Below are 11684 nucleotides of genomic sequence, written 5' to 3'. Positions count from 1 at the left end.
CCTTCGCCTAGCCCGCGAGCCGACGCGCGTGCGCCGCATCGGCCGGGTCGGCGTCCTCGGAGAGGATCAGGCGGCAGGCAGAAGCGGGCTTTTCCGGAGCGTGCGCGTGGCCGACGATCGAGGCGGCGCGCGTGCCACGGAGCAGCGCCGGGGCCAGCGCCGCGAGCTGGCGGTGCGCCGGGGCAGTGGCCACGCAGAGCGTCTGGTCGGCCCAGTCGAGGCCTGTCCCGCGCGCGAAGGCGTCGATGGTCGCCGCAATGGCGCTCGGCCCGCACAGGATCAGCTTGTCGGCCGCGTCGAGGCGGGGCACGTCGAAGGGGCGCAGCTCGAGGCCCCAGGCCCGGGCCACCGCCGTGAGGGCGTCCCCGAGAGATGCCGGCGCGGCGGCGGCGATCGCGTCCCGGAAGAGCGCCTCCGCGTCCACCGGATCGAGCGGCACCCAGGCCGGCCCGAACGGCTCGTCCTCGGCGACCCCTTCCAGCGCAAAGGTCGTGCGCGGCCCGAAAGCCCCCGGCCACTCCGCGTCCGCGTCACGGAGCATCAGCTCGACCCGCGCCGCCGTCGTCAGGTCCCCGCGAAACGAGCTCCACCGCGCGTCCGCCTCCGTGCCAAAGCGCCGCCCCGTCGCCCGCCGCGCCTCCACAAACCGCAGCCCCGCAAGCGCCGCGCGATAAAACGCCGCCTTGTCCTGGTCCCGAATGCGCGTTGCCTGCTGGTCCGCCACGGGTCCCCCTCTGGATGAATGGCCGAGGCCGCGACCTTACCCCGGAAGCGGCGGGTTTGTCAGCAGGGAGCGTGCCTGCCAATCGTCCTTCCGTGGGTGGAATCATAGCCGCATAGCCACGCAGTGCGGTATCGTGAGGTCCGTTGCCCCGGGGCCGGCAGCTCGGGGCAATCGCGGGGACCACACATCAGCTGCGAGGGGGGCGAAGGTGCCTGACTACGCGCGCAACATATGCGGTTGCATCCGGTATCGGGACCTTACGAACGCCCAGGCTTGGGTATACCGAACCTTCAAGGAGCTTCCCCCTGACGACGTGCGAGAGGCTCTCGATTCCGCGCTCGCCGATCTCCTCGGCTGCCGTCAGTTCGAGTGGGCGCGCGAATTCCTTGGACTGGTCCCCACGGTCGGCGCGTCGTCATGGTTTGGGCCTCATCGCACGGCCTACGCAGCGCAGATCAACAGGGCCGAAATGCAGGCGGCGCAAGATGACGCTCGCCGAACGCGCGACGAAGAAATCCGGATCGCAGCCGAGCGGGAGGCGCAGAAGGCCGAAGCTGAGCGCCAGGCGCGCCTCGCGGCGCAGGAGGAGGGACGGGCGCGCGCGGTCGCCAGACTCGAGGAGGCCATGACGACCGACTTCCTCGGAGTTCGCGACATCTATCGTGCGGAGTGCCGCGACGCCCTGTCCGAGACGGAGCTCGAGGAGCTCCTCTGCAAGTACGTCCGGGCGTGGTTCGAACGAAACCTGCCGATGCCAAGGAACGGAGCGAGGAAGTCGCTGCCGGACGAGGAGCAGGCGCGGGCCATCGCGGCGGAGCTGCAAGACACGCTCGTCGTGGCCAGGGCTGGCAGCGGCAAGACCTCCACAATCGTCAACCGCGCCTGGTTCCTGCACCGTCACTGCGGCCTGGCGCCACGGGAGATCCTGCTCCTGGCCTTCAACAAGAAGGCTGCCACAGAGGTGAAGGATCGGTTGGAGAAACTCTCAGACGTGACGTGGCCGCACGTCATGACCTTTCACGCCTTGGCCTACGCCATCGTCCACCCTGAGGACCTGCTGTTCAACGACGACGTAGACGAACGGCTCTACGCCGCTGTTCAGGAGTTGATCGACGCCTACGTGCAGGATCCGGTCGGGGACGCCGCCCTTCGCAAGCTAATGATGACCTACTGGCGAGAGGACTGGGAGACGCTGGCGGCTGGTGGCCACCACCTCTCGAAGTCCGACTTCCTCGCCTTCCGTCGCTCGCTCGCGCGGGAAACCCTCCGCGGCGAGTACGTGAAGTCCTACGGAGAGAAGGCCATCGCCAACTTCCTCGTCGAGCACGACGTCAACTACCGGTACGAGGCTGCGCACCGATGGGAGGAGCGGGTCTATCGGCCCGACTTCACGCATTACGCCAAGCCGGCAGGCGGGGTGATCGTCGAGTACTTCGGCATCAAAGGGGACCCCGACTACGACAAAGAGCGGGACCAGAAGCGCGCCTACTGGAGCGCAAAGCCCGAGTGGCACCTCGTCGAGGTGACCCCCACGGAGGTGCGGCGCGACGACTTCGGCACGTGGTTTTCGGAGGAGCTGTCGCGCCATGGCGTGGCGCTGCGGCGTCTCACAGAGGACGAACTCTGGGAGAGATGCAGAAAACGCGCCATCGATCGCTTCACCAAGGCCACCACGCAGTTCATTCAGCGCGCGCGCAAGCTCTCGTTGAGCCGAGAGCAGCTCGTGCACCGCATCGCCGCGCACGACGCCACCGCCGGTGTGGAGACGATGTTCCTGGCGACCATCTCACAGCTCTACGCAAGCTACCTCGAGCGCCTCGAGGCCACGGGTGAAGAGGACTTCGACGGCTTGCTCGCGAAGGCCGCGGCACGGATTCGCGGGGGGAAGACGACCTTCAGGCGGAAGAGCGGCATGGGCGACCTGCAGCAGCTCCGACTGATCTTCGTCGACGAGTACCAGGACTTCAGCCCTCTCTTCTTCGAGCTTCTCGCCGCCATCCGCGAGAAGAACCCCGCGACGCGCCTCTTCTGCGTCGGAGACGACTGGCAGGCGATCAACGGTTTCGCGGGATCCGACCTGACCTACTTCAGGGAGTTCGAGCGCCATTTCCCCGACGGCCGCCGGCTGTACCTGCGCACCAACTACCGGTCGCTGCCCGCCATCGTAGAGCTGGGGAACTCCCTCATGGGTCCGCTCGGCGGAGTACGTGCGCGGGCCCACAAGAAGGCTCCCGGCAACGTGTGGCTCGCCGATCTCTCAACATTGGCGGCCGCGACGCGGCGAAGCGATCCCGGCCTCACGGCGCTCAAGCGACTCGTCGCCACCGCGTTGAGCAAGGCGTCGCCGCTCTTCGCGAACATGAAGGAGCCGCGCACCGCACACCGCGTTGCGTTGCTGTGCCGGCGAAATCAGCTGCCGTGGCCGCGGAGCGAGGCCGACCGCTCAAAGGACGGGTCATCAAGCAGGTTGACCGAATGGCGAGACTGGCTCTGCAAGGAGCTACCGGGGCTACCCGAGGACCGGGTCGACGTGTCGACGGCCCACAAGTACAAGGGCCTCGAGGCTAGCCTGGTCATCGTACTCGACGCCCTTGAGGGCTCCTATCCTCTCGTGCATCCCAACTGGGTCCTGATGCGGGTCTTCGGTGACACCCTGGGGAAGATTGTCGAAGACGAACGCCGGCTCTTCTACGTCGCCCTGACTCGCGCCGAGCGGGTGCTCGTGATCCTCACCGACCAGAACCGACCGAGCCCGTTCCTCGAGGGGCTCAGGCCAACAGCAAGCCTGGACTGGAGCAGCCTTCGCACGGTCTACCTCGATAGCCAACGGCTCTCGGTGCGCATCGGCAGCGCGGAAGGCCGCGGCAGCGCGCCCACGTGGTCGATCAAGGGCCAGCTTCAAGCCGCCGGCTTCCGCTACCTACCGGGGCCGTGGCCGTGTTGGCGGCTTTCCGTGCCCTCGAATGGCTTCGATCTCGAGGATTTGTTCTACAACAGCGCCTGGTGCGAGTTGGCCAACGGCATCGAGATTCGCGTCTGTGACGACACAACGGGCGAGATCCTAGACCGCTATGCCGCCAACGGGGGCTCGCTCGAGCGGCTCGCCTAGCCGGCGGATGCATCGGCAGAGGCTGGCGCGCACAGGTCGACCTGGCCGCAAGACGATCCGCCTGGGCATCGTGCCCTTGGCGAAGATCGCGGACGATGCCTAGCCAGCAGCCAGACAGGCTGTGCATCCACCATCCAAGCATCCCGGCCGCCCCCCTGCACACCAGCGCTCGGCACAGCGGCAAAGTCATCGGGCAATGAGGCGCATCGCCTCCTTGCTGGGCAACACCCGCAGCGCCTGCCGCGACTGCGCCAGGTTGAGGAGCCCGAGGAGGGCCACGAGGTCAGGGTTTACCGGCAACTCCCGCTTCGAGAGCACGTCCACGCTCAGGCTCGTTCCCTGTCCCAACTTCTGTCGGGAGACGAAGGCGGAATGGCGCCCGCCGACGAGAATCGCACGCACGGGACCGACGGCCCGCGAGATGGGCTGGAGAATGTCATCGACCAGCGCGCGAACGCGCGCGGTGTACTCCTCCCTGACCTTGTCTTCGCTCCAGTGCGACTTGTCCCGCGCGACCCACGCGAAGAAGTCATTTCCACAGATGGAGTGAACCGCGGGCCCACAGTCGCTGGGACAGCCCGCGTCGTTTCCCGGCGAGATGCGCCGCAGCTCGTGGAGCCTCCAGGGAACGTCGCTGACCTCCAGAGCGATGATGCTCTCCTCCTCGGCCACGACGGCGAGGCCCACGCCGGAGCCCAGGACCAGCGCCAGTGCGGGCAACGGAACGTCGGCACCCCACATCCGTCGGTACGCGGCTGCGCCCGCGGCCCAGGCGACGGCATCGTTGTAGACGCAGACCCGTTGTTCGGAGTGACACGTCGCCACCAAGGAACCTTCTTTGCCGTAGTCGACGGGGAACGGAACGGCCACAGCGATGGCTCGGGGCCTCACCCGGTGCTCTGTCGCCTTCGTACAGGTGGCGTTCAGCACATGCCTGTCGAACCCGGACGTGCGAGCCACCTTGACGACGCACGCCCCGACATCCTTCCTACCGGCGCGCCGCGGCAAGACGACGTACCGCGTGCACGTCCTCCCCACGTCGATGCAGAGCACACGGTCGTCGTCGCCCTGTGGGGTGCCCAATCGACCGATCACATTCCCCATCTCGCTCATCATGTTCGTTAGATCCACGGCTGCCCTCGCGAGCGCGTCGGTCTGCGCGTCTTGCCTATGCGCCGCCTCCGGATGTGCCGCAAGCCGGTAGCGGTCGAGCGCGTCCCGGAGGGCGGCGAGGTGGGTCTTGAGCTCGGGGTGGAAGAAGCCGGGGGCCTCGCGAAGGGCGACCCAGCCGGCCTGGGCTCGGGCGAAGTCGTCGTAGTCCTCGCGGCCAGCGATCCAACTATCCAGGCGCTTCGCGCGGTTGAGCATCTCCGCCGATGCCGCGTAGAAGGTCGCGACGGCCGCAGGCGCCTTTCCCGCCGCAGCGGCCTCCTGAGCCCAGAGGGTGACCTGGTTGTGTCGTAACTCGAGGACGGCGATGCGCGGGCGGAGAAGCGTCGTTCGGAACCAGACCGCGAACTCGCCGAGCCCCCTCACCACCAAGTCGCGAGCATCGCAGACGGCGTTGCGATTGATGGCATCCGCACCGGTCCCCCCCGCGATGCTGCCGATAACCCCACCCACGATGCTTCCGAGGGCGGCACCAACGGGACCAATCAAGGCCCCGACCACCACTGCGCCCACGGCCCCACCGGCGCCACCCCCGAGGCCCCGCGCCGCCACGTCGACCCCCACGCGTTGAGCGTAGGTACCCCCGTCGATGTTCCCGGCGGTCAGGTCGCCAGCGTTGCGGACGGCCGCAAACGCGAGAGCGACGAGAGGAATTGGGAGGAAGTCCGCGTCGCCGAGGTCCGCAAGCGCAGCGACCGAGTCGTCCGTCGCGTCGGTCACCTCCTCGTGACTCAATGCGGCATCAATCCAGACCATCGGATGGTCGCCAAGCTGGTCGGCGAGCTCCGCATTCACGATGACCGGAACGTCGGGATACCGACCAAAATGATCGAGCACGTAGTCCGCGCTCGTCGAGCACTTCACCTGCACGGCGTGGCCATCCACCAAGAGATCCCACCCGGCCTGCGTGGGCCCGGCGGGGAACTCGACGGCGTGTCCCTCCCGCACCAGATCGGCGGCGACCCGCTGCTCTGCCACGTAGCCGGCGAGGCGCGTCTTGGCCCCATCGCTGCCATCGAACGCTTCGGCCACGCTCTGCAGCCGCGAGAGCGATTCAGGGTGCGCGGCGGCAGAGAAGGTGATGGCCCGCAGAACCGAACTGTCGAGCTGCGCCAGCGTCCAGAGTCCGCCCATGGTGAGCGCCGCGGCAGCCACCGCGGCTTCCGTGCCGTGCCCGCGCCCGGGGAACGCTTGCTTGAATTCCTCGCTGAGCTTGCGCGACGAGGCCACGAATGCTTCGACGGCGGCGGGCGGCAGCATGGATGGGGCGTTCGCGATGACCGGCGGGCTGTGCGGCACCTCCGCGTCGCGCCCGCCGAAGATGCCGCCCAGCCACTTCCCCGCCCTCGACAGATCGCGACCAAAACCAGCAATGAGGCCTGTTCCCTCACCACGTCCCGCCCTGAGCTCCGGCGGCAGTGCGGCTTCCGTCACGCGCTCGAGGAGTGGCTGGAAAGATCCGCGCCACAGACCCTCGTAACGGCAGGCCAGCAGAGCGCTCAGCGCACGATCGACATCGCTCGGACGAGACTCGGGAGCTTCTCCGCGCTCGAGAAGCGCTTCGACGAGGAGCCTGTACATCTCGGCCCGAAGGGGACTCGGAGCCCTCGCCCCGAGAATCTCGGCCGCGTCGTGGATGCACTCGCCCCAGGCTCGGGCATGCGTCAGGTGCCTCAGCCAGGCCAGGTCCACCACGGGCGACGAATGGCGCGCCCGCAGATCGGCATAGAGGCGCCGCGAGGTGTCGCTGAGCCGGCGCGTCTGCATGGATCCCGCGAGAGTCTCGAGTTCGCCGGGCAGAGCCCGACCGCAGCGCAGCAGCTCCAGGTGCCACTGTTCCAGCCACCCGTGCTTCTCGTCAAAGCCCCGGACACCGCCAACGTGGGCGACGAGCCACTCGAGGATCTCGCGTCGCGTGCTTGGCGTGGCGTCGCGGTAGAGCTCGGTCGGCCACCTGGTGAGTCTCGCAAAGATCTGACCCGGTTGCTCGGGCGGCTCGATGCCCGCAAGCCGCCCGTACCGAGCCTCGATCGACAGCCCTTGATGCCCCGCGTCGTCTCCTCGCGCAACGCGAAGTCTTGCGCGAAGCTCATCCTCCGAAAACGGCGTGACAGTCATCCGGACCACCCCTCCGCTGCAGCGGGCAGCGCCGCGGTCGTGCCCCTACAGACGCTCGTCGTCGCCGCTTTCTGACAGTCGCCGGAAGCATTGACTTGGCAGGGCGATGAGGGCTTCGTGGGTGAATCATGACGCGTCTCCGGCTCCGTCGTCCTCGCCGTCACCCTCCTCCCTCTCCCGTCGGGCCGCGTCCATCGCCCGCCGGACGTCCTCGGTGCGAAACATGACGGTATCCCGGCTGTCCACCCGCCTGAGGGCGGCCGGCGGTCGCGGCACTGCCGGTCCCGGAGGAAGAGTCATCAAGCCACGGCTGACGTCGCGCCGGAACCATGCCGGCACCTTGTCGAGCACCACCTCGGCCGAGAGGCGGTGGGCGGTGATCATCGAGTGGTATATGGTTTCGCTGTCGAAGCTGAGGACCTGGTTCCAGAAGAGCTCGCTCTGGCCGCAGGCGCCGCAGTGCTCGAAGCGCACAAACGGGTGGAGCGGCAGCCAGTCGTCTCCACGGCGACTCAAAACGTACGTGCCGTTCTCGACGGGCGTTGAGGTCTTGCGCTGGTCGACGCTGAAGAGCTGGTCGGGACCCGAGTGGTCGCGGATGTTGCAGTGGAAGCTCCCTCCACGAAACTCGAGACCGGTGACGGTGAGAAGCTGCTGCTGATCGAGGACGGCCAGGTCCTCGATAACGCGGTCGAAGAGGGGCTGGACGGTGCTCAGCAGGTGTCGCGCGGCGGCCTCGCTGCCCGCCGGCGCGCCGTGAACCGTGGCGTTCCGAAGTTTGACCAGCTCGTCGAACCTGGCGAAGGTATTCGTCCGGCCCGCGTCCGGACGTTCGAGCGCCTGACCGATGGACTTCATGATCGGGCCCGCCGTCGCCCGTCCATCGTTCACACACTTCCGCAGGACGCCGATGTAGAGCCCCGTGGAGAAAGGCTTGCCCACCTGCTGGCTGAGCCAGCCGACAAGCTCGGATGACGGATCGACGGTCAGGACCAGATCGGCCAGGGCGATGTTCGTCAGGTAGCGCAGCACGGTGTCGGTCGCGGCGTGCAGCTCGTTGAGCCTCGCCGCGGCCCCGTCGGCGGTCTCCATGCGGCGGAGGGCGCGCGCCACGGGGAAGGGTCGCAGGGCTAGGCCTCGATCCGCGACGGGCAGTCGGTCGAGGCGCCGCAAGACACGATCCATGAAGTCGTCCACGCCTGCCTCGTGATCCTCCGTGCTCATCAGGCTCTGGACGAGCTCCACGCGCCGTGGAGTGAGCGGTTGCTTCGCGAGCGCTGCCGCGAAGGCCTTCGCTAGCCGACGCTGTTGCCGCTGCAGATCCTCGTTCCTGCGCACGGTACGGAAGTAGAGGAATACCCCCTCTGCGGCCTGCGTGATCACGGGTCGTGCATCGCTCAGGGCGACGAGCTGCTCGAGCAGAATCGCGCGACACCTGTCGACGGCAGGACGCCCCTCCTCCACGATCAGCGCGAGAGCGTCCCGAAGCCCGCAGGCCCCGAGGATCACCTTCGAGGACTCGTCGAAGCCCTCGAGCTCGGCGACCAGCCGTTGCTTGAACCAGGTCTCGGGGATGGGCCTCACCGGCGGCAACGGCGTCGCTCTGGCCAGCAACGTGGCCCGCGTCGCCGGAGGCAGCATCTCGCCGAGTTCGAGAGCATCCACCCTGCCGCCCCCGCTCGCCAGCGCCTGCTCGAGCCGGAGCTCCGCCGCCCGCAGAAGCCCATCGGCCAAGTGACCGGGCTGTTGAGCCACGATCACCCCAGCGCTCAGGGTGAAGACGACTCGCGTACCGGCCAGGATGCCCTTTCGGCGGATCGCCTCCGCACAGATGGTGCTCACCTTCGTCTGCGCTTGTGTGAGGTCGACCTCGGGCAGGAGCAGCGCGAACTGGGCGCCGGCGCGACGGGCGAGGAGCTCGGGGGCGTGAACGTACTCGGAGATCACGGTCCCGACGGCGCGCACCATGTCGCTCGCCACCACGCGACCAAACTCGCGACAGATGTCGAGGTAGTGGTCGAGCTCGAGCAACGCTACGCCGACGCGGCGACCCCGCGGCATCGCCCGGATGAGCTCCTCCGTGAGCATCTCGAAGAAGAACTTCTCGTTTCGCAGCCCGGTCGACGGGTCGGTGCTCGCGAGGTTGTAGAGCTCCTCGTGGTAGTGATGCTCAATGTTGCCCTGGCTCAGGAACTTCAACGTGCAGTGGCAAACCTGGATGATGTCGCCATCGCACAGCCGGCGCTCGTTCTCGACGCGTTCGTTGTTGACGAAGGTCCCGTTCGCGCTGCCGAGGTCTCTGATCAGGTAGTTGATCCCCGAGTAGGAGATTTCGCAGTGTCGCCGGCTCACGCCCTCGTCGGCGAGGACGATGTCCGCGGTGCCCGAACGCCCGACGACGACGGCCTCTTGGTGCAAGTCGTGCCGCTTGCCCCGCTGCGCCCCGTCGAGGGCCACCAGGCACGGCGTGTTCGCTTCCAGCGTCGATCGGGAATACAGGCCCGACGCGTCCCTATTGGTGCGCACATCCCGGCCAGTGCGGGTGACCACGTCGCCGACGTTCGGCCGGGGGGGCTTGAGCAGCTCCGGCACGGTTTCCCGGCCGAGCCCACCGCTGCGCGTTCGAGAACCGTTCTGCCCCACGTTGCGCGTCTCCCCGGGTACGCACGACCACGAACACCCACCGGAGCATGTGGCGCGGCTCCGGATGGCATGAATCGCCCGGCGCAGCCCCGGCATCGCTCGGATGTAGAACCATCGTAGCCACAAATACCACGACGAGCCAGGCCCTTGCCGCCCCGCGGCTTCCCCCGTGGCCGCGGCCAACGGCCCCCGACCCCCCCGTGTCAGATTCCCGGCCCTCTTACCGTCTCCACCTCGAGCAACCTTGCCGGCCAGGGGACGGCCGCTCGACGGAGGAGGTGACGCCATGCATCGAGGTTTCTACGAGGCCGCGTGGATGAGCACGCAGCCGCCGGCGGTGGACCTCCGCGATCGCGCGACGGTGGCGCCGGAGGGGCTGGGGGAGGACGTGGTCGGCGACGAGCTGGGGCTCTTTGGACTGCTGCACGCGACGGAGATGCTGACCACCGTCGAGCCGCCGGCCTGGATGGACGCGGCGGCGTCGCTGATCTCCATCTCCTTCGAGGGGCTCGAGGAGACGCGGGTCGAGGGCGAGGTGGACGGGCTCGAGCTCTGTGAGCTCGCGGCGCTCGACAGGGTGGATGCGGAGTTCGCGGAGTGGGGCGATCGGGCGACGCGCGAGGCTCGGATCCCGGCCTGGACGGGAGAGGATCTTCAGGCCCTCGCGCGTGCGCTCGATGACGACGGTGGCGAGGAGGATGGTGGGGACGACTGGGACTGGGAGCTCGCCCGCCTGGACCGCGACGGCAACGTCCTGACCGAGGACAGCGACGACGGCGTCGGCGGGGACGACTGGGACGACGGATATCCGGACCAGGACGACCTGGCTCCCGAGGGTCTCGGCAGCGGCGAGCTCGACTGGGAGAGCCACGACTACGAGTGGGGCGACTGCGACTATTAGTCGAGACCCGCCGACGGCCGACAGCGCCGCGCGTCGCACCAGCGACCAGTTCTTCCCGCGATCAACGCGCCTCCCTCTACTGTGCGCGTCGGAGCAGATCCTTGACGCTCGTGCCCAGCCTGGCGGACGGGTCACCAGGCCGGCGGCGTGGACGATGCCGGATGCGCATCCGTCTCCGCGCGCGGCGGAACGGGCGCGTTCTCCCTGCTGTGCTCAGGACTGGGCGCACGCCGGCACATGACTGCAACGCCGGCACCACGTCCTGCGCCGGAACTCCTCGAGACTCACTGTGCCCCCGTTCTGCCACGCGCCCTCGACGCGTTCAACGTCGAGCCGAGCACATCCACACCACGGCGGCTGCGACGACGACGAGGACGAGCAAGTGGAGCACCGCCACGGCCTTGATCCAGCGAAGCAGCCCGTCCGTCCTGCCGACCACCCGCGTCGCACTGTCGACCGCCGCCTTGATCTGCGGAAAGGTGTCCGCTGCCCTGTCAACGGCCCTATGCGTGCTCTCGGCCGCCTTGGCGATGCTGTCAACGATGTCCTGAATCTTCAGCAGGTTGTCCTTGGTCGCCTCGACAAGCGTCCTGACCGCGCTGTCCACGATGGTCGTGAGCTCAGGCACCGTGAGTTTGTGAAAATGTTCTGCCGCCTCGCGCACGCCTCCAGCATACCCCTGTGTTGATGCGAGCAGACCAGCGTCCACGCACTTCCTACAGGCGTAGCCCTTCTCGGAGGTAAAGCGATTCCGCCAGTCGTTGCCCGCATCGCACTTGTGACAGATCCAACGTCTGCACGAGATACAACGGTCGAGGGTGCGGAACACCCCCGGCGCCTCCCCGCACTGCTCGCAATGCTCGGGCTTGTTCACTCGCCATCCTCCCGCGAAACGTAACCGTCCGGATTCGGACCTCTCGACGAGGACAAGGCGGCAGACCAGACTCGCGGGATGACGAGCACACGACGGTCGCAGGCGTTCTGGCAGAAGCTGGTGACGGAGGTGGAGCGCGGGGTGG

Annotated in this window: 6 protein-coding genes; 2 read left to right on the top strand and 4 right to left on the bottom strand. The window is 67.9% G+C overall.

All coding sequences use genetic code 11. The annotated features are described in order from the left end of the window. Window positions 1-7: 7 nt before the first annotated feature. A complete protein-coding gene (locus IT371_23580) occupies window positions 8-724 on the bottom strand; it encodes a hypothetical protein (protein MCC6750659.1) in 717 nt (238 codons plus the stop codon). Window positions 725-1349: 625 nt separating this feature from the next. On the opposite strand from IT371_23580, the gene IT371_23575 reads away from it, so the two are divergent. Then, complete coding sequence (locus IT371_23575; GenBank protein MCC6750658.1) at window positions 1350-3833, top strand: UvrD-helicase domain-containing protein; 2484 nt, start codon at window positions 1350-1352, stop codon at window positions 3831-3833. 186 nt (window positions 3834-4019) lie between these two features. Here IT371_23575 and IT371_23570 read toward each other — a convergent pair whose 3' ends face one another. Next, complete coding sequence (locus IT371_23570) at window positions 4020-6035, bottom strand: hypothetical protein (protein MCC6750657.1); 2016 nt, start codon at window positions 6033-6035, stop codon at window positions 4020-4022. A 1212-nt stretch (window positions 6036-7247) separates the two neighbouring features. Then, window positions 7248-9764, bottom strand: coding sequence for a GGDEF domain-containing protein (locus IT371_23565; GenBank protein MCC6750656.1), 2517 nt, complete (start codon window positions 9762-9764; stop codon window positions 7248-7250). Window positions 9765-10050: 286 nt separating this feature from the next. Between IT371_23565 and IT371_23560 the strand changes: the two genes are divergently transcribed. Beyond that, entirely contained in the window at window positions 10051-10665 is a 615-nt protein-coding gene (locus tag IT371_23560) for a hypothetical protein (protein MCC6750655.1), read from the top strand. A gap of 322 nt (window positions 10666-10987) precedes the next feature. Here IT371_23560 and IT371_23555 read toward each other — a convergent pair whose 3' ends face one another. Beyond that, the gene (locus tag IT371_23555; GenBank protein ID MCC6750654.1) at window positions 10988-11539 is read right to left on the bottom strand and encodes a hypothetical protein; all 552 of its coding nucleotides are present in this window, start codon (window positions 11537-11539) and stop codon (window positions 10988-10990) included. Window positions 11540-11684 lie beyond the last annotated feature (145 nt).

This window comes from Deltaproteobacteria bacterium (genome assembly GCA_020848905.1).
Lineage (GTDB): Bacteria > Myxococcota_A > Polyangia.
The sequence above is the reverse complement of the archived record's forward strand: the minus strand, read 5'-3'. Positions and strand labels throughout refer to the sequence as shown.